18 protein-coding genes are annotated in these 17,418 nt (G+C 63.5%); 9 read left to right on the top strand and 9 right to left on the bottom strand.

Annotated elements, in window-relative coordinates:
• The first annotated feature begins 68 nt into the window (after positions 1 to 68).
• The 7 genes from mltG to QUG01_RS12975 all read left to right on the top strand — a co-directional run bounded on the left by mltG (position 69) and on the right by QUG01_RS12975 (position 5,137).
• Entirely contained in the window at positions 69 to 1,061 is a 993-nt protein-coding gene (mltG, locus tag QUG01_RS13005) for an endolytic transglycosylase MltG (protein ID WP_500830517.1), read from the top strand.
• Positions 1,058 to 1,702, top strand: coding sequence for a dTMP kinase (gene tmk / locus QUG01_RS13000; protein WP_500830516.1), 645 nt, complete (start codon positions 1,058 to 1,060; stop codon positions 1,700 to 1,702). Before mltG ends, tmk begins: the two co-directional genes overlap by 4 nt.
• The gene (locus tag QUG01_RS12995) at positions 1,702 to 2,706 is read left to right on the top strand and encodes a DNA polymerase III subunit delta' (protein WP_500830515.1); all 1,005 of its coding nucleotides are present in this window, start codon (positions 1,702 to 1,704) and stop codon (positions 2,704 to 2,706) included. The genes tmk and QUG01_RS12995 overlap by 1 nt, the downstream gene beginning before the upstream one ends.
• A gap of 23 nt (positions 2,707 to 2,729) precedes the next feature.
• A complete protein-coding gene (locus QUG01_RS12990) occupies positions 2,730 to 3,107 on the top strand; it encodes a PilZ domain-containing protein (RefSeq protein ID WP_043621644.1) in 378 nt (125 codons plus the stop codon).
• Positions 3,108 to 3,177: 70 nt separating this feature from the next.
• Entirely contained in the window at positions 3,178 to 3,948 is a 771-nt protein-coding gene (locus QUG01_RS12985) for a TatD family hydrolase (RefSeq protein ID WP_500830514.1), read from the top strand.
• A 13-nt stretch (positions 3,949 to 3,961) separates the two neighbouring features.
• The gene (locus QUG01_RS12980) at positions 3,962 to 4,345 is read left to right on the top strand and encodes a hypothetical protein (protein WP_500830513.1); all 384 of its coding nucleotides are present in this window, start codon (positions 3,962 to 3,964) and stop codon (positions 4,343 to 4,345) included.
• Between the two features lie 15 nt (positions 4,346 to 4,360).
• Positions 4,361 to 5,137, top strand: coding sequence for an MBL fold metallo-hydrolase (locus QUG01_RS12975; RefSeq protein ID WP_500830512.1), 777 nt, complete (start codon positions 4,361 to 4,363; stop codon positions 5,135 to 5,137).
• Between the two features lie 47 nt (positions 5,138 to 5,184).
• Here QUG01_RS12975 and QUG01_RS12970 read toward each other — a convergent pair whose 3' ends face one another.
• The 4 genes from QUG01_RS12970 to QUG01_RS12955 form a co-directional block, all read right to left on the bottom strand.
• Positions 5,185 to 5,649 (bottom strand): CreA family protein, encoded by a 465-nt coding sequence (locus tag QUG01_RS12970; protein ID WP_500830511.1) that lies wholly within the window; start codon positions 5,647 to 5,649, stop codon positions 5,185 to 5,187.
• 88 nt (positions 5,650 to 5,737) lie between these two features.
• On the bottom strand, positions 5,738 to 6,049 hold the full coding sequence (locus QUG01_RS12965) for a chorismate mutase (RefSeq protein ID WP_500830510.1): 312 nt from the start codon (positions 6,047 to 6,049) through the stop codon (positions 5,738 to 5,740).
• A 13-nt stretch (positions 6,050 to 6,062) separates the two neighbouring features.
• The gene (trpS, locus tag QUG01_RS12960) at positions 6,063 to 7,085 is read right to left on the bottom strand and encodes a tryptophan--tRNA ligase (RefSeq protein WP_500830509.1); all 1,023 of its coding nucleotides are present in this window, start codon (positions 7,083 to 7,085) and stop codon (positions 6,063 to 6,065) included.
• Between the two features lie 211 nt (positions 7,086 to 7,296).
• Entirely contained in the window at positions 7,297 to 7,614 is a 318-nt protein-coding gene (locus QUG01_RS12955; RefSeq protein WP_500830508.1) for a hypothetical protein, read from the bottom strand.
• A gap of 246 nt (positions 7,615 to 7,860) precedes the next feature.
• Here QUG01_RS12955 and QUG01_RS12950 point away from each other — a divergent pair, with 246 nt between their 5' ends.
• The gene (locus QUG01_RS12950) at positions 7,861 to 8,220 is read left to right on the top strand and encodes a translation initiation factor Sui1 (protein WP_500830507.1); all 360 of its coding nucleotides are present in this window, start codon (positions 7,861 to 7,863) and stop codon (positions 8,218 to 8,220) included.
• Between the two features lie 654 nt (positions 8,221 to 8,874).
• Here QUG01_RS12950 and ppsR read toward each other — a convergent pair.
• The gene (ppsR, locus tag QUG01_RS12945) at positions 8,875 to 9,696 is read right to left on the bottom strand and encodes a posphoenolpyruvate synthetase regulatory kinase/phosphorylase PpsR (protein WP_500830506.1); all 822 of its coding nucleotides are present in this window, start codon (positions 9,694 to 9,696) and stop codon (positions 8,875 to 8,877) included.
• Positions 9,697 to 9,979: 283 nt separating this feature from the next.
• Here ppsR and ppsA point away from each other — a divergent pair, with 283 nt between their 5' ends.
• A complete protein-coding gene (ppsA, locus tag QUG01_RS12940; protein ID WP_043621674.1) occupies positions 9,980 to 12,367 on the top strand; it encodes a phosphoenolpyruvate synthase in 2,388 nt (795 codons plus the stop codon).
• 67 nt (positions 12,368 to 12,434) lie between these two features.
• Here ppsA and QUG01_RS12935 read toward each other — a convergent pair whose 3' ends face one another.
• The 4 genes from QUG01_RS12935 to QUG01_RS12920 form a co-directional block, all read right to left on the bottom strand.
• Entirely contained in the window at positions 12,435 to 13,094 is a 660-nt protein-coding gene (locus QUG01_RS12935) for a thioredoxin domain-containing protein (RefSeq protein WP_103320903.1), read from the bottom strand.
• Between the two features lie 108 nt (positions 13,095 to 13,202).
• The gene (locus QUG01_RS12930) at positions 13,203 to 14,519 is read right to left on the bottom strand and encodes a dicarboxylate/amino acid:cation symporter (RefSeq protein ID WP_071109448.1); all 1,317 of its coding nucleotides are present in this window, start codon (positions 14,517 to 14,519) and stop codon (positions 13,203 to 13,205) included.
• A 375-nt stretch (positions 14,520 to 14,894) separates the two neighbouring features.
• Complete coding sequence (locus QUG01_RS12925; RefSeq protein WP_500830505.1) at positions 14,895 to 15,497, bottom strand: MarC family protein; 603 nt, start codon at positions 15,495 to 15,497, stop codon at positions 14,895 to 14,897.
• A 437-nt stretch (positions 15,498 to 15,934) separates the two neighbouring features.
• Positions 15,935 to 17,418 (bottom strand): THUMP domain-containing class I SAM-dependent RNA methyltransferase (locus QUG01_RS12920; RefSeq protein ID WP_500830504.1); only part of this gene is annotated, 1,484 nt, incomplete at its 5' end.

Genomic DNA, 17,418 nt, shown 5'->3' with positions numbered 1-17,418 from the left:
TGCTTGCTGGTATGATTCCGCCTTTGCCGCCTGGACGGCTGTGAAACCAATCATCGTTGCTGAGCCTTATGAGAAGATTACCCGGCATTCTGTTGTTGCTCCTGTTGTGCGCCATCGGCTGGCTGGGCTGGGCCGCGCTGATGCCGGTATCGCTGCCGGATGCCGGCTACCGCTTGCTGGTCGGGCCTAACCGCACCATGAAGCAGATCGCCCGCACGCTGGGCGAGGATGGCGCCGTGCGCAGCCCGCAGCTGCTGGTGGCGTTGGCGCGGCTGTCCGGCTCGGACCGCAAGATCAAGGCCGGCCTTTATCGTTTCCAGGGGCCGCAATCGCTGCTGGATGTGTTGCAGAGGCTGCGCGAAGGGCGGCCGGACGAGGCCAGCCTGACCACGATTGAAGGCTGGACCTTCCGCCAGTTCCGCCAGGCGATAGACCGGAGCCCGGACTTGAGCCATGACGCGCAGAAGCTCAGCGACGCCGAACTGATGAGCAAGCTGGGCCTGCCGGGCGCGGACCCGGAGGGCTTGTTCTTCCCCAGCACCTATCTGTTCACGCCGGGCGCGTCCGATATGGATCTGTATCGCCTGTCGTTCGAGAAAATGCAGCAGCAACTGGCTGCGGCCTGGGAATCGCGCAAGCCGAATCTGCCCTACCGCACGCCCTACGAGATGCTGATCATGGCCAGCCTGATCGAAAAGGAAACCGCCAACGAGCTGGATCGGCCCATGGTGGCATCGGTCTTCGTCAACCGGCTGAAGCTGGGCATGAGGCTGCAGACCGACCCCTCGGTGATCTACGGCATGGGCGACCGCTACCAGGGCAATATCGGCAAGGCGGACCTGCGCCGCGATACCCCGTACAATACCTATACCCGCGCCGGCCTGACGCCGACGCCGATCGCGCTGCCTAGCCGGGCCGCGTTGTATGCCGCCGCCCAGCCGGCGGAGTCCACCGCGCTGTATTTCGTCGCCCGCGGCGACGGCAGTTCGCAGTTTTCCAGCACCCTGGAAGAGCACAACCAGGCGGTGCGCAAGTACATCCTGAAGAAAGGCAAGCAATGAGCAGTCAGCAGCAGGCCCCGCGCGGCCGATTCATCACGCTTGAGGGCATAGACGGCGCAGGCAAGAGCACCCATCTGGCCTTCATCCGCGATTGGCTGGCTGGCCATGCCATCGACGCGGTGTTCACGCGCGAACCCGGCGGCACGCCGCTGGGCGAAAAGATCCGCGAGCTGCTGCTGGCGCCGGAAACCCGCGTCTCGCTGGACGCGGAGGCGCTGCTGGCCTTCGCCTCGCGCCAGCAGCACATCGCCGATGTGATCGAGCCGGCGCTGCGCGCCGGACGCTGGTTGGTGTCGGACCGGTTCACCGATTCCACTTATGCCTTCCAGGGCGGCGGCCGCGGCGTGTCGTTCGACCGTATCGGCGTTCTGGAGGACTGGGTGCAGCGCGGCTTGCAGCCGGATTTGACCTTGCTGTTCGACCTGCCGCTGGAAGTGGCCGCCGGACGCATGGCCGGCACCCGCCAGCTGGACCGCTTCGAACAGGAAGCCGCCGATTTCCATCAGCGCGTGCGCGAGGCCTATCTGCGCCGGGCGGAGCGGGAGCCGCAGCGCTTCGCTGTGCTGGATTCCAGCCGCGGCATCGCCGAGATCCAGGCCGATATCGCCGGCCATCTGCAAAACCTGCTGGAGCGCGGCTGATGCTTTATCCGTGGCAGAGCGAAGACTGGCAGCGGCTGAACGCCGAGCGCGAACGGATGCCCGGCGCCTGGCTGCTGACCGGCGGCGCGGGCATCGGCAAGCTGGCCTTCGCCGAGCATCTGGCACAGTCCCTGCTGTGCGAAAACCCCGGCGCGGGCCATCAGCCTTGCGGCCAGTGCCAGGCCTGCCGCTGGTTCGCCAGCGGCACTCATCCGGATTTTCGCCGCCTGTCGCCGTTCTCGGACGAGGACGAGGAGGGCAAGGAGAGCAAAACCACCCGCAAGCTGCCGCAAATCAAGATCGAGGCGGTGCGCGAGGTGATCGACTTCGCGCACCTGACCGCCCATCGCGCCGGACGGCGCGTGATCCTGGTGGAGCCGGCGGAGAACCTGAACCTGGCCGCCGCCAACGCCTTGCTGAAAATCCTGGAGGAGCCGCCGGAGGCGGTGCTGTTCCTGTTGGTATCGCATGCGCCGCAACGCTTGCTGCCCACCATCCGCAGCCGCTGCCGCCAGTTTGCGCTGACCCGTCCGTCCGAGGCTGCCGCCCTGGCCTGGCTGAGGGAGCAGGGCATTGCCAACGCCGAGGTGGAGCTGGCGCACAACGGTGGCGCGCCGCTGTTCGATCACGATCCGGATTTGGCGGCGCTGCGCGCCCAGTTCGTCCGCGGCCTGGGGCAGCCTAGCTTCGCCGGCATGCTGCAACTGGCCGAGCTGGTGGACAAGAACAAGCAGTTGTCGCTGCTGCAGCCCCTGTCCTGGCTGCAGAAATGGCTGCATGACCTGGCCGCGCTGTGCCTGGCCGGCCGGCTCCGTTATTATCCCGATCAGGAGCGCGCGCTGTCCGCGCTGGCGGCGCGCTGCGACGCGACGCAGCTGATGGCCTGCCAGAGAAGCTTGACCGAGCTGGCGCCGTTTGCGCAACATACGCTGAATAACCGCCTGCAGCTGGAGGCGGTGCTGATGGACTATCTGAAGATCTTCGCCGGCGCCAAGGCCGGTTAAAGACGGAGAGGGCAAGCCCCGCTATGGATGCCGCGAATTCCCGGCCGGATCTGACCAACCCCAATCGCCCTGGCGTGCTGTCGCTGCACATCAAGGAGCGCAGCGCGCTGTTCGCCGCCTATATGCCCTTCGTCCGCAATGGCGGCATTTTCATCCCCACCAGCAAGGAAATGCAGCTGGGCGAGGAAGTGTTTCTGTTGCTTACGCTAATGGATGATCCGCAGCGCATCGCGGTGCAGGCCAAGGTGGTGTGGATCACGCCCAGCGGCGCCAACAACAGCCGGGTGCAAGGCGTGGGCGTGGAATTCGTTTCCGGCGACGCCGGCAAGCAGGCCAAGGACAAGATCGAGACGCTGCTGGGCGGCGTGCTCAATTCCAGCCGCCCCACGCACACGATGTAACGCGGCCGCGCGGCAAGGCGGTCCGCCGGCATGGTATGCTGTAGTCTGTTAGACAGATTCACCATCCGCCATGCTGATCGACTCCCACTGCCACATCAATTTCCCCGACCTGGCCGAGCGCCTGCCCGACGTGCTGGCCAAGATGCGCCAGAACCAGGTCACTCACGCGCTGGTGATAGGCGTGAGCCGCCCCAAGTACCCGCAGGTGCTGGCGCTGGCAGAAGCGCATCCCAATTTGTACGCCACCGTCGGCGTGCATCCTGACGATCCCGACGCCGAGGAGTATTCCGAGGAAGAGCTGGTGCAGCTGGCTGCCCACCCGCGCGTGGTGGGCATAGGCGAAACCGGCCTCGACTACCACTGGTGCAAGGGCGATCTGGAATGGCAGCACGAGCGCTTCCGCACCCATATCCGCGCCGCCAAGCGCATGAATCTGCCCTTGGTGATCCATACCCGCGAGTCCGCCGCCGACACCATACGCATCATGCAGGAAGAGCATGCCGAGCAATGCGGCGGCGTGATGCACTGCTTCACCGAGACCTGGGAAGTGGCCAAAGCCGCGCTGGCGCTGGGCTTCCATATCTCCTTCTCCGGCGTGGTGACGTTCAAGAACGCCAAGCAGGTGCAGGAAGTGGCGCAGAAAGTGCCGCTGGAACGGATGCTGATCGAAACCGACTCGCCGTATCTGGCGCCGGTGCCGTTCCGCGGCAAAACCAACGAGCCGGCCTATGTGCGGCATGTGGCCGAATTCATCGCCGAGCTGCGCGGCATCGCCTTCGAACAGGTTGCCCAGGCCACCACGGACAATTTCTTCCGCCTGTTCGCCAAGGCGGCGCGCTGAAACGGAGGCTGCCATGCGGCTTGTCGCCTTGTGTCTGGCCGGCATGCTGGCCGCCGCGCCGGCTTTGGCCAATTGCGTCAACCTGGCCGGGCGCAGCTTTTGCGCGCCGCCGGGCGGGCAGGCGGTGCTGCACCAGGGCCAGGCCTATTGCAGCGCCGGCGCCTGCGTGGTGGATTCGTTCGGCAATCTGTTTTGTTCGCCGTATCCCGGTGGCGGCGCCATCTTCGCCAATGGCAGTTTCTATGCCGGTCCGGGCCTTTGCCTGCTGGGGCCGGATGGCGCCCCGCATTGCGCGGCCGCGCCTAATGGCAGCTGCAATGTCGGCCCCGCGGGCCAAGTGGTGTGCGAGGGCGGGTCTACGGTGGTGCCGGCGGTGCGGCCGCCATTGTGCCAATGAACGACAAGGGACGCTGTGGATAAGCTAGAAGTCACCATACTCGGTTGCGGTTCCAGCTCCGGCACGCCGGCCATAGGCTGCCGCTGCGAAACCTGCGTTTCGACCGATCCGCGCAACAAGCGCACCCGCGCCAGCGCCTATGTGCGCGTCGGCGAACTGGGTTTTTTGATCGATACCGGGCCAGACCTGCGCCAGCAGGCGCTGCGCGAGGGCTTGGACAGACTGGATGCCGTGCTGTACACCCATCCGCACGCCGACCACCTGAACGGCATCGACGATCTGCGCGCCTTCTGCTATCTGAAGAAGGGGCCGATCTCGCTATACGGCAACGAGTTCACCATGGCCAATATCCGCGAGCGCTTCGGCTATGCGCTGCAAGCGCCGTCCAGGATGTGGGACAAGCCGGTGCTGCTGCCGGAGACCGTGAGCGGACCCGTTCAGCACCAGGGCGTGGCGTTGACGCCGATTCCGCTGCTGCACGGCAGCTGGCCCTGCCTGGGCTGGCGCATCGGCAATATGGCCTGGCTGACCGATCTGTCGCACATCCCGGATAGCAGCCTGCCGCTGCTGGAAGGGCTGGACCTGCTGTTCCTGGATTGCCTCAATGCCGATCCCTACCCGTCCCACCTGTGTGTGGCAGAATCATTCGAGTGGGCGGCCCGTATCGGGGCTCGCCGCACGGTGCTGATCCACATGACGCACAAGCTGGGGTACCAGGCGCTCGGCGCGCAATGCCCGCCCGGGGTGGAAGTCGGTTTCGATGGCTGGCGGGCCGAATTAGCCATTGCATGATGGTCATCATGTTTAAAAAGATCATGACTATCAATAGCTTGGCTTGATCACTTTTTCAGCGGGATTTTCTGGTCCAGCACGGCCACGGCGGTGATGGCGTTGTCCGGGCTGCCATCCACCAGCTTGTCAGAGTAAGTCAGGTAGGTCAGCACATTGCGTTTGGCGTCCACCATGCGCACCACCCGCACATGCTTGAACACGAAAGATGCGCTCTCCTTGAATACCTGCTCTTGCGGCGGCAGCGGCTGGCTGAAGCGGATGGGGCCAACCTGGCGGCAGGCGACGGAGAAACGGGACGGGTCCTTGGCCAGGCCCAGCGCGCCCTGATAGCCGCCGGTCTTGGCGCGTGACACATAGCAGGCCACGCCCTGCACCGAAGGATCGTCAAAGGCTTCGACGATGACCTTGTCGTTGGGGCTGAGCAGCTTGAAGGTGGTGGACACCTCGCCCACTTCTTCGGCGTGGGCGAGGGAGGTTAGGCTGGCGAGCAACAGCAGCGCGATGGTTTTCATCGATAGATTCTCCAGTGCGGAATGCAGGGCGAGCCGCCGCCGGGCAGCGGCGAGGCCGTAGGCATTGTAGGGAAGCCGGCCCATCGGCTCAATCGATGCGCGGCTGTTGCCTGAGGCGAAACACCGCCATTTCGTCGGCGACGAAGTATTCGATCATCGTCCGATAGACCGCCGCGGTCAGCGCGGCGTCCCCGCCCAGCTCGCCAGCCAGCCGCTCCACCCGGCGCATCACTTGGTCCGCCCGCTTGCCGCCTTCCACCTCGTCCCGGCTGTGTTTGAACGCCGCGGCTTGGCGCACGTAGATGCCGCGTTCGGCGATCAGCGCCACCAGCGCGCGGTCGATGCGATCAATCTGTTCGCGCACTTCGTCCAGGGTCTGGCATTGGTAGAGCTGTTCCATGTCTGCCTCCTGCTCAGTAGTAGTTGAGGCCCATCGCCGCCTTCACCTCGGCCAGCGTGCGCGCCGCCACGTCGCGGGCGCGGCGGGTACCGGTTTTGAGCATGTCCAGCACGGCGGCTGGGTCTTGCGCATAGCGTTCGCGGCGGGCGCGGATCGGTGCCAGCATCTCTTGCAGGCAGTCTTCCAGATGCTGTTTGATCACGGTGTCGCCCAGGCCGCCGCGCTGATAATGCGCTTTCAGGCCCTGCACCAGCTCCTGGTCCGGGTGGAAGGCGTCCAGATAGGTGAAGACGACATTGCCTTCCACTTGGCCGGGGTCGGCCACGCGCAGGTGGTTCGGATCGGTGTACATCATCTTGACCGCCTGGCGGATTTCGTCCGGGCTGGCGGACAGCGTCAGCGTATTGCCCAGCGACTTGGACATCTTGGCCTTGCCGTCTATGCCGGGCAGGCGCGAACCGACTTCCGGCACCACGGCCTTGGCTTCCACCAGCACCGTCTGTTCCACGCTGGCGTTGAAGCGGCGCACGATTTCGTTGGTCTGCTCTATCATCGGGATCTGATCGTCGCCCACCGGCACGATGGTGGCCTTGAAGGCGGTGATGTCGGCGGCCTGGGCGGCCGGATAAGTCAGGAAGCCGGCCGGGATGTCGCGCTCGTAGCCGCGCTGCTTGATCTCGTCCTTGATGGTGGGGTTGCGCTCCAGCCGCGCCACCGTCACCAGATTCAGGTAATAGGACGCCAGTTCGGTCAGTTCCGGCACCAGGCTTTGGATGAAGATGGTGCTCTTGGCCGGGTCGATGCCGACGGCCAGATAGTCCAGCGCCACCTGCAGCACGTTGTCGCGCACCTTCAGGTAGTTGCCCATATTGTCGGTCAGCGCCTGGGCGTCGGCCAGCAGCAGGAATTGGCTGCAACGATCCTGCAGGATGACGCGGTTGCGCAGCGAGCCCACATAATGGCCCAGGTGCAGTTGGCCGGTGGTGCGGTCGCCGGTCAGGATGATGTCTTGGCTGGTGATGGTGTCCAGATTCATATCGCTCTCCGTGGAGTTCGGGGAGGGAGCCGACAGGGTGGACTGGGAGGGGTGAGGCTAAAAGTTAACCCGGTGCGCCTTGTCGGCAGCCTCCGGGTTTTTGCGTGCGCGTTCGCCGGTGCCGCCTAGAAGAGGCGCCACCACCAAAATCGGATTGCGAATGCGGATGCGGTATTCATGAAACCATCAAACCATGGCTGCGGCCGCGCCGTCAAGCCTCGGTTTGCAGCAGAGTGCCGACGGTCGGCCGGGATGAGGGCGAATAGGCGCGCGCGGCGGAGCGGGCCTGCGACGGAGACGGGCGCGAGGAGCGGGTTTGCGGCTGGCTCAGCACGGCAGGCGGCAGGAAGGCTGGCGCGAGCGCCGGCAGGGTATGCGCGGGGTTCTGCAGCACGTTGCGGTACAGCATCTCGGCGAACTCATGCTGCGGCTCTGCGCTGCTCCCCCGGCTGGACTGCACACCGGCTAGCTGTTGCGGCCAAGGCCGGATCAGCTGGATAGGTGGCAGGTTGAAGTCGGGGATGTTCATGCGAGCGCTCTCAAATAGGGTTGATGGTTTGAGAGCGAACAATTGCTTTCGTTCGGTAATTTTCACAAATTTTACATATTGACAATGTTATTTGTGTTTTGTGAGTTTTTATGAATTTTGTTAGGGGGCTTAATCCGCCCAGGCTTGGCATCAAAATCAGAGCAGCCGGGGCGCGGAGCGCCCGCTTTCTATGCTTGTTCTGATGCGGTTTTGACGCGACCATGGCGTCTTTGCAGGAGAGCGCTGATGATGAAAGCAAAACAGAGCGGCGGGCTGGTGTACTCGACCGAGCATGGCCGGATGTGCCCCGTTTGCCGGCAGCCCATAGACCAGTGTCAATGCGGCCAGCCGACCGTGCCCGCAGGCGATGGCATCGCGAGGGTCTCGCGCGAGACCAAGGGCCGGGGCGGCAAGGCGGTGACGGTGGTGAAGGGCGTGCCGCTGGCGGGCGAGGCCTTGGCCAAGCTGGGCAAACTGCTGCGGACGCGTTGTGGCAGCGGCGGCACTGTCAAAGAGGGCGTGCTGGAGATACAGGGCGACCACGTGGAAACCGTGGTCGCCGAATTGGTCAAGCTGGGATTCAAGACCAAGCGGGCCGGGGGCTAGCGGTGCTTGGAACTTGAATCCGCTGCGCGGATTGCCGTTTTCATTGCCGGACTGCCGGCGGCAGGGAGGGGATATTTGCTTGGCCAAATATCCCCTCCACCCCTATAAAGCCACCCTGCAAGCCTGGTCTGCGGCTTCCCGCCGGTTCCCGTCAGGCCCGAGGCGCGGCTGAACTCTCTGCGTGCGAATCTCTCGCTGGGCGAGGCGAAGCCTCGCACGTAGAGATTCGCTCAGCGATGCGCGCTAGGGGCTGTTGACGTTTGGTGAGTGGATCGCGTTTGCGCCGATTTGGGCCGGAAGCAAGGCGCACAGTCCGACGCATAGTCATTCTATGCAAGGGCTGGGCAACGCGGCTTCCGGCCCAAAGCGGCCAAACCCGCAGGGCCGGGCGCCTTTCGCGCCGACTCTTCGTTGTTCCGCGCTGGCAGAGAATGACTATGCGGCGCGCGAAACGCCTCGATTCGCCGCAAAACGCATCCCGGCGCGACCGCCCACCAAACGTCAACAGCCCCTAACGTCGCGGGGCTCAAACAGGCAGCCGCTTAAAACCTCGGGCCTGCCACCCAGCGGCAGGCTTGAAGGGATGTGGGGGCATCGAAAACGTGTTTGTTTTTCACCAGTCAGGCCTAAAAGCCAAAGATGGTGAACACGTTCTTAGAATTTCCTGCCCAGCGCCGCCTTGTGCATGATGGTGGAGGCGATTTCCTCTATCGATTTGTGCGTGGTGCTGATGAAGGGCACGCCGTGATGGCGGAACATCGACTCCGCCTCGTTCACCTCGCGCCGGCAGTTGTCCATGCTGGCGTATTTGGAATCGGGGCGGCGTTCGGAGCGGATGTGGTGCAGCCGGTTCGGATCGATGGTGAGGCCGAACATCTTGTCCTTGAACGGCAGCAGGATCTTGGGCAGGGTGGGGCTGTCCAGGTCTTCCGGCGTCAGCGGATAGTTGGCGGCGCGTATGCCGTACTGCAGCGCCAGGTACAGGCAGGTAGGCGTCTTGCCGGAGCGGGAGACGCCGATCAGGATCACGTCGGCCTCGTTCAGGTCTTTCAGCTTCACGCCGTCGTCGTGGTTCAGCGAGAAGTTCACCGCTTCGATCCGGTGATCGTATTTCTCCTCGTTGATCATGCCGTGCGCCTTGCCTACCGTCAGCGAGGCTTTCTGGCCCAGCTCCAGCTCCAGGTGGCCGATGAAAGTCTCGAAGAAGTCGATCAGGATCACGTTGTTGAGCCGCAGCGCCTCGCGCACTTCCGGATTGACGATGCTGGTGAAGACCAGCGGGCGCAGATGGTCGCGCTCGGCCACGGCGCTGATGCGCTCGGCCAGCGTTTGCGCTTTTTCCACGGTGTCGACGAAGGGCACGGTTTCGCGCTGGAAGTCCAGGCTGTCGAACTGGGTCAATAGCGTATGGCCCAGCGATTCGGCGGTGATGCCGGTGCGGTCGGAAATGAAGAAGGCGGAGCGATGGTGCGGCATGGAAGACCTTGCTTGCTATGGGTTTGTCTGTGCAAAGTGTATACCGGCGCAGGGGCTGATGGTATCGGCTTGGCAGGGATTCATTTTCGTCATGTAATCACAACATTACATGACATTTTCTTACTTTGGCCGGCTGGGGCTTTGGCAACTGATTGATTCTGCTGGTTTTGACATTCCGTCTGTCGCAAAAAATCTTGTGCGCTGCAAAAGTTGTTACGCAATCGGCGCGTAATTCGGCTAGAATGCGGCGCATCGTCCCAATCCCAACACAGGAAGTGAAGTGATGGCAGAGAACTACGTCATCTGGTTCGAGAAACTGCGCATGACCGATGTGGAAGAGGTAGGCGGCAAGAACGCCTCCCTTGGTGAAATGATCAGTCAGCTGGCCGGTTCCGGCGTGCGCGTTCCCGGCGGTTTCGCGACGACCGCGCAAGCCTACCGCGATTTCCTTCAGCATAACGGCCTGGCGGACAAGATCAATGCCGCTTTGGCCAAGCTGGACATTGAAGACGTAAGCGAGCTGGCTCGCATCGGCAAGGAAATCCGTCAGTGGATTATCGATACGCCGTTCCCTGCCAAGCTGGATGCCGACATCAAGGAAGCCTGGGACAAGATGGTGGCCGATGCCGGCGGCGCTGACATTTCCGTCGCCGTCCGTTCGTCCGCCACCGCCGAAGACCTCCCCGATGCCTCGTTCGCAGGCCAGCAAGAAACCTTCCTGAATATCCGCGGCCTTGACAATGTCAAGGATGCGATGAAGCACGTTTTCGCTTCCCTCTACAACGACCGCGCCATCTCCTACCGCGTGCACAAGGGCTTCGCCCACGACGTGGTGGCCCTGTCCGCCGGCGTGCAGCGCATGGTGCGTTCCGACAAGGGCGCTGCTGGCGTGATGTTCACCATCGACACCGAATCCGGCTTTGAAGACGTGGTGTTCATCACCGCTTCCTACGGCCTGGGCGAGACCGTGGTGCAGGGCGCCGTGAATCCGGACGAGTTCTACGTGCACAAGCCGACGCTGAAGGCCGGCCGTCCGGCCGTGCTGCGCAAGACCATGGGTTCCAAGCTGATCAAGATGGAATTCACCGACGCGTCGCAAGCCGGCCGCTCGGTCAAGACCGTGGATGTGGAGCCGGCGCTGCGCAAGCAGTTCTCCATCAGCGACGCCGAAGTGGCCGAGCTGGCTCAGTACGCGCTGATCATCGAAAAACACTACGGCCGCCCGATGGACATCGAGTGGGGCCGCGACGGCGTGGACGGCAAGCTGTACATCCTGCAAGCGCGTCCGGAAACCGTCAAATCGCAGGAAGACCGCAAGGACACCCTGCGCCGCTACCGCCTGAACAGCAAGTCCGAGATCCTGTGCGAAGGCCGCGCCATCGGCCAGAAGATAGGCCAGGGCGTGGTGCGCACCATCAAGGACGCGTCCGAGATGGACCGCGTCAAGCCGGGCGACGTGCTGGTGACCGACATGACCGACCCGGATTGGGAACCGGTGATGAAGCGCGCCGCCGCCATCGTGACCAACCGCGGCGGCCGCACCTGCCACGCCGCCATCATCGCGCGCGAGCTGGGCATCCCGGCCGTGGTCGGCTGCGGCGACGCCACCCAGGTGCTGAAGGAAGGCATGCAGGTGACGGTTTCCTGCGCCGAGGGCGACACCGGCAACATCTACGACGGCCTGCTGGACGTGGAAGTGATCGACCTGGAACTGGACAAGATGCCCAAGTCCCCGGTCAAGATCATGATGAACGTCGGCAACCCGGAGCTGGCGTTTGACTTCGCCCAGCTGCCGAACGAAGGCGTGGGCCTGGCGCGGATGGAATTCGTCATCAACCGTCAGATCGGCATCCACCCGAAAGCGCTGCTGGAATTCGACAAGCTGAGCCCGGAGCTGAAGGAAACCATTTCCGACCGCATCGCCGGCTACGCCAGCCCGGTGGACTTCTACGTCGACAAGATCGCCGAAGGCGTGTCCACCTTGGCTGCGGCGTTCTACCCGAAGAAGGTCATCGTGCGTATGTCGGACTTCAAGTCCAACGAGTACGCCAACCTGATCGGCGGCCAGCTGTACGAGCCGCACGAAGAGAACCCGATGATAGGCTTCCGCGGCGCGGCGCGCTACGTGGCTGAATCGTTCCGCGACTGTTTCGAGCTCGAATGCCGCGCCATCAAGAAGGTGCGCGACGTGATGGGCCTGACCAACGTGGAAGTGATGATCCCGTTTGTCCGCACGCTGGCCGAAGCCGAGAAGGTGGTCGAGATACTGGCCGAAAATGGCCTGAAGCGCGGCGAAAACGGCCTGCGCCTGATCATGATGTGCGAGCTGCCGACCAACGCGGTGCTGGCGGAAAAATTCCTGCAGCACTTCGATGGCTTCTCCATCGGCTCCAACGACATGACCCAGCTGACGCTGGGCGTGGACCGCGACTCCGGCGGCCCGATCGCCAGCACTTTCGACGAGCGCAACGAGGCGGTGAAGGCCATGCTGCATATGTCCATCCAGGCTTGCCGCAAGCTGGGCAAGTATGTGGGCATTTGCGGCCAGGGCCCGTCCGACCATCCGGACTTCGCCAAGTGGCTGGTGGAAGAGGGCATCGAGACCGTGTCGCTGAACCCGGACACCGTGGTGGAAACCTGGTTGTACCTGGCCAAGGAACTGAACAGCTAAGGCTGACGGCCATCCATCAGTGCATGAAAAACCGCCCGGAAACGGGCGGTTTTGTTTTATCTAAGCATCAACGGTTGCCGTAGCTGGTTTTGGGCGGGGTTTGCTCAATCTGGCGCGCTTTCTCCACCAGCCGCTCGGTGCCCAGCTCGCGCTCGGCCAATTGCTGTTGCCGCGCTTCCTCGGCGGCGCGTTCCGCTTCCAGCGCCTGCTGTTCTCCCTGCTGCAGCAAGGCGTCGATGGCGTCGAAGTCGAACATGGCGCGGGTATCGACCAGCCGTTCGGTGTAGTGCGCCACATTGTTGGCGTCGGCCAGGATGATGGCCGGCGCGGTGTAGCCGCTCAGCGGAAATTCCGTGATCAGCACGCCGTAGCGTTTGTGGAAGTCGCGTCCGCGCAGGGTGGACAGCAGCGTGGTGTGGGGCAGGCCGTGCTCGTGGCGCGCCCGGGCCAGCGAAGATGGCGAGTCCACGGTGATGACGATCAGCTTCAGGTGCGGCCATCGATCCAGGCAGCGGCGGGTTTCGCGCAGCAGCAGAATGCCGCCGTGCTCCTCCTCGTCGACAGACAGCAGCGTGACGATGACCTTGGGGCCAAGGTAGCTTTCCAGCGCCGCGTCGCGCTTTTGGTCATCCACCAGCATGAAACTCGGCAGATAGTCGCCGACCCTGGGAAAGTCGCCTATCACCGGCAGCATCTCGTCGCCGTATTGCAGCCAGAAATCAGTCATGATGTGACCCCTCCTCAGTATTCATCGTGGACGCGGGAGGGGCAAAATCAAGTATTGATCCTAATGCCAACAAAAACCCCCGCCTTGGCGGGGGGCGGGGTGTTGCGTTTAGCTCAGTTGCGGCACCGGCTGCTCGCGCGGTTGCGGCGGCGGTTCGGATGGCTGGTCGCCGGCCAGGACGCGGTTCATTTGCTCCACGTCCAGCGCTTTTTCCCACTTGGCGATCACCACCGTGGCCACGCCGTTGCCGATCAGATTGGTGATGGCGCGCGCTTCGGACATGAAGCGGTCTATGCCGATCAGCAGCGCCAGGCCTTCCACCGGCAGCTTGCCGCCCAGCGTCGCCAGCGTGGCGGCCAGGGTGATGAAGCCGCCCCCGGTCACCGCCGCCGCGCCCTTGGAGGTCAAGAGCAGCACGCCGATGATGGCCAGCTCCTCGCCCAGGGTCAGGTTCACATTGGTGGCCTGGGCGATGAAGATCGCCGCCATGGTCAGGTAGATGGAAGTGCCGTCCAGATTGAAGGAGTAGCCGGTGGGCACCACCATGCCGACCACCGGCTTGGCGCAGCCCAGGTTTTCCAGCTTCTTCATGATGCCCGGCAGCGCGGATTCGGACGAAGACGTGCCCAGCACCAGCAGGATTTCTTCCTTGATGTAGACCAGGAAGCGCCACAGGCTGAAGCCGGAGAAGCGGGCGATGGCGCCCAGCACGATGAAGACGAAGGCGAAGCAGGTCAGGTAGACGCAGGCCATCAAAAAGCCCAGCTGCTTCAGCGAGCCTATGCCGTACTTGCCGATGGTGAAGGCCATCGCGCCGAAGGCGCCGATCGGGGCCAGCTTCATCAGCATATTGATCACGCCGAACAGCGCGTGCGAGAACTCGTCCAGGATGTGGACGATGGTCTTGCCGTTGTCGCCCATCTTGGTCAGCGCCAGGCCGAGCAGCACGGAAAAGGTCAGCACCTGCAGGATCTCGCCGCTGGCGAAGGCACCGACGACGGTATCCGGGATGATGTGCAGCAGGAAGTCCACCGTGTTCATTTCCTTGGCGCCGGCGGTGTACTTGGCGATGTCCTTGGCGTGCAGGGTGTGCGGGTCGATGTTGAGGCCCGCGCCCGGCTGCAGCAGGTTGACCACGATCAAGCCGATCACCAGCGCCAGCGTGGTGACGGCCTCGAAGTAGAACAGCGCCTTGACGCCGACGCGGCCCACTTCCTTCATGTCGCCCATCTTGGCGATGCCGACGACGACGGTGGCGAAGATAATCGGCGCGATCATCATCTTGATCAGCTTGATGAAGGCGTCGCCCAGCGGTTTCATCTTGGCGCCGAGGTCAGGCGCGACGGCGCCGAGCGTGACGCCGAGTGCGATGGCGATCAGCACCTGCACGTACAGGCGCGAAAAGAATGGGGTTTTGGTTTGCATGGTTCTCCCGACTGGCGTTGGTTGCTTCGGATGCGGACTCTTGGACGGTCCATTTGCATCCGATGCTAACAACTGTCGTCAGCCGGGGGCATAGGCGATATCCCTATCGGGGATAACCCTGATGCGATATCTGATTTGCATGATAAAAAGCCATTTGCCACGAACTCCACGAAAGACACGAAACAAGGGAGCTTGGATTGTGGCGAGCTGCGAGAGGCTTTCGTGTTTTTAGACCCGCTAACAAAACCCCTGATCCTGCGTTGCGCCTCCTTGCCGTACTCAAGTACTGTCTGCGTCGGCGCGCCTTGGCTCAGGTTCTCTAACGAGGTTTCGTTAGCGGCTCTATAGTGGGTTTCGTGGCGAAATCGGTCTTGCTCAGTGCAGCTGCTTCAGATAGGACGCGAAACCGCTGAGCAGCATCTCGACGGAGATGGCGGTCAGCACCAGGCCCATCAGGCGTTCCAGCGCGGTGATGGCCTGTTCGCCCAGCAGCTTCTGCAGACGGCTGGAGAACAGGAAGACCACGGTGGTGACCAGCATGCAGATGGTCAGCGCGCCCATCCATTCCAGCATGCGGCCGGGTTCGCGGGTGGACAGCAGGAGCACGGTGGCCATGGCGGACGGACCGGCGATCAGCGGGATGGCGATCGGCACGATGAAGGGTTCGCCGCTCATTTTGTCGCCGCCGAACACGCTGCCCTCGCCGGGGAAGATCATCTTGATGGCGATCAGGAACAGGATGACGCCGCCGGCGATGCGCATGGATTCGTCGGTCAGGTGCATCAGGTCCAGGAAGTTGCGGCCGAACAGCATGAAGATGGTCAGCACCAGGAAAGCGATCAGGCATTCGCGGTAGACCACCCGTTTGCGGCGCTCTGGCTTGACCTGCTTCAACGCGGCGATGAACAGCGGAATATTGCCCAGCGGGTCGGTGATCAGGATCAGCAGAATGGTGGCGGACAGGAAGGAGGTTTGCATCGGTATTGCCAGGTGGGTGGAGCAGCCGGCGATTATCGCATGCCGATGGGGTTCCGGCGAGCAGCGACGACATGATTTGTCCAACTTCATCATTTGCCACGAAACCCACGAAACGACACGAAAAAATATTTGCGGAGTGCCTGTTGTTTCGTGTTTTTCGTGCGTCTCGCAGTAAGAAGATGGTGTTGTGCTGCGGCGCTCGGCATCGTGATTCGCGCCACGAAACCCACGAAACGACACGGACAATATCGGTAGAGTGCCCGTTGTTTCGTGTTTTTCGTGCGGCCCGTGGTAAAAAGATGGTGTTGTGCTGCGGCGCTCGGCATCGTGATTCGCGCCACGAAACCCACGAAACCCACGAAACGACACGGAAAATATCGGTGGAGTGCCTGTTGTTTCGTGTTTTTCGTGGGTTTCGTGGCTGAAGCGGTTGTGGCTTACTGCTCGTCGCCGCCGCTTTCAACGTCGGCGGCTTCTTCGCCGTCCTTCTGCTTGCGCGCGCTGCCCTCCACCATATTGATGACGAACAGGCGGCACTGCAGCGAGCCGTTGAACAGCGGGGTGCGGCGCTTCGGCGCCAGGCGGATCAGCTTGCCCAGGCGCAGGTCGCCGCTGAACAGGCAGGCGGTCCAGCCGGCGAAGTGGGCCTTCAGCCAGTCGCCGAGTTCCGGATACCAGGTGGCCAGCTGATCCTGTTCTTCCAGCCGCACGCCGTAAGGCGGGTTGGTGACGATGAGGCCGTGTTCGGCGTGCGGGCGGGTGTCCGCCACGTCGGCCGCCTTCACTTCCACCAGGTCGCCCAGGCCGGCGCGTTCCAGATTGGCGCGGGCGATGTTGACCATGGCTTGCGAACGGTCCGAGCCGCGGATGGGTAACGATGCCGCCGGCAACTCTGCCTTGCGCGCGCCCAGTTGCAGTTTTTCCCATGACGCGGAATCGAAGCTCGACAGCGCCTCGAATCCGAAGCGGCGGCTGCGGCCCGGCGCGCGGTTCAGCGCGATGTCGGCGGCCTCCACCAGGAAGGTGCCGCTGCCGCACAGCGGGTCCAGCAGCGCCTGGCTGCCATCATAGCCAGCCAGCAGCAAGATGCCGGCGGCCAGGTTTTCGCGCAGCGGCGCCTCGCCGGTTTCCTCGCGCCAGCCGCGCTTGAACAGCGGCTCGCCGCTGGTGTCCAGATAAACGGTGGCGGTATCGGCGGTCAGGAAGACATTGATGCGGACGTCCGGATTGCGGGTGTCCACGCTGGGGCGGCCCAACTGCGCCTGGCGGAAACGGTCGCAGATGGCGTCCTTCACCGTCAGCGCGATGTAGTCCAGGCTCTTGACGCGGGCGGCGATGCCGTCGGCCTTCAGTTTGATGGTGCGCGATACATCGAACCAGCGTGGCCAGTCCACGCTCATCGCCAGCCGGTAGATGTCCTGCTCGGCATGGTAGCCGCCGTGGGCCAGGCGCAGCAGAATGCGGCTGGCGGTGCGGCAATGCAGGTTGGCCGCCATCATCAGGCGCGCGTCGCCGGCAAAGGCCACGCCGCCGTCGGCGGGCGCGATGTCGCCGGCGCCCAGCGCCAGCAGCTCATCGGCCAGCACCTGCTCCAGGCCGCGCGGGCAAGGCGCGAACAGCGCCAACCGGCTATCCATGCGGCCGGTTACGCTGCGTTCGATGCGCGGCGCCTGCTCCTGCTCTTGCTGGCGGTCGAAGGAATGTTGCTCGAAACGCCGTTGCGGGTGATCCAGGCGATGGTTGTCCTTCAGCGGCTGCAGGCCGCGCGCTTCGTCGCGGAAGCGGTTGTCGCGCGCCTCTTCTCCCGCTTTGGAAAACAGTTTGCGCGGGGCGCGCTCTTCGCGTGCCGGGCGGTCTTCGCGCGGGGCGCGATCATGCCATTGCGGCTTGTCGTCGCGGCGGAAGCGGTTGTCGCGCTCGC

The sequence above is a fragment of the Chromobacterium sp. CCUG 76385 genome (assembly GCF_059916625.1).
This window is presented reverse-complemented; position numbering and strand designations above follow the sequence as displayed.

What these genes read in the sequence shown, in the direction of transcription:
- mltG (WP_500830517.1), top strand. Translation starts at nt 69, where the DNA reads ATGAGAAGATTACCCGGCATTCTGTTGTTGCTCCTGTTGTGCGCCATC.
- tmk (WP_500830516.1), top strand. Translation starts at nt 1,058, where the DNA reads ATGAGCAGTCAGCAGCAGGCCCCGCGCGGCCGATTCATCACGCTTGAG.
- QUG01_RS12995 (WP_500830515.1), top strand. Translation starts at nt 1,702, where the DNA reads ATGCTTTATCCGTGGCAGAGCGAAGACTGGCAGCGGCTGAACGCCGAG.
- QUG01_RS12990 (WP_043621644.1), top strand. Translation starts at nt 2,730, where the DNA reads ATGGATGCCGCGAATTCCCGGCCGGATCTGACCAACCCCAATCGCCCT.
- QUG01_RS12985 (WP_500830514.1), top strand. Translation starts at nt 3,178, where the DNA reads ATGCTGATCGACTCCCACTGCCACATCAATTTCCCCGACCTGGCCGAG.
- QUG01_RS12980 (WP_500830513.1), top strand. Translation starts at nt 3,962, where the DNA reads ATGCGGCTTGTCGCCTTGTGTCTGGCCGGCATGCTGGCCGCCGCGCCG.
- QUG01_RS12970 (WP_500830511.1), bottom strand. Translation starts at nt 5,649, where the DNA reads ATGAAAACCATCGCGCTGCTGTTGCTCGCCAGCCTAACCTCCCTCGCC.
- QUG01_RS12965 (WP_500830510.1), bottom strand. Translation starts at nt 6,049, where the DNA reads ATGGAACAGCTCTACCAATGCCAGACCCTGGACGAAGTGCGCGAACAG.
- trpS (WP_500830509.1), bottom strand. Translation starts at nt 7,085, where the DNA reads ATGAATCTGGACACCATCACCAGCCAAGACATCATCCTGACCGGCGAC.
- QUG01_RS12955 (WP_500830508.1), bottom strand. Translation starts at nt 7,614, where the DNA reads ATGAACATCCCCGACTTCAACCTGCCACCTATCCAGCTGATCCGGCCT.
- QUG01_RS12950 (WP_500830507.1), top strand. Translation starts at nt 7,861, where the DNA reads ATGATGAAAGCAAAACAGAGCGGCGGGCTGGTGTACTCGACCGAGCAT.
- ppsR (WP_500830506.1), bottom strand. Translation starts at nt 9,696, where the DNA reads ATGCCGCACCATCGCTCCGCCTTCTTCATTTCCGACCGCACCGGCATC.
- ppsA (WP_043621674.1), top strand. Translation starts at nt 9,980, where the DNA reads ATGGCAGAGAACTACGTCATCTGGTTCGAGAAACTGCGCATGACCGAT.
- QUG01_RS12935 (WP_103320903.1), bottom strand. Translation starts at nt 13,094, where the DNA reads ATGACTGATTTCTGGCTGCAATACGGCGACGAGATGCTGCCGGTGATA.
- QUG01_RS12930 (WP_071109448.1), bottom strand. Translation starts at nt 14,519, where the DNA reads ATGCAAACCAAAACCCCATTCTTTTCGCGCCTGTACGTGCAGGTGCTG.
- QUG01_RS12925 (WP_500830505.1), bottom strand. Translation starts at nt 15,497, where the DNA reads ATGCAAACCTCCTTCCTGTCCGCCACCATTCTGCTGATCCTGATCACC.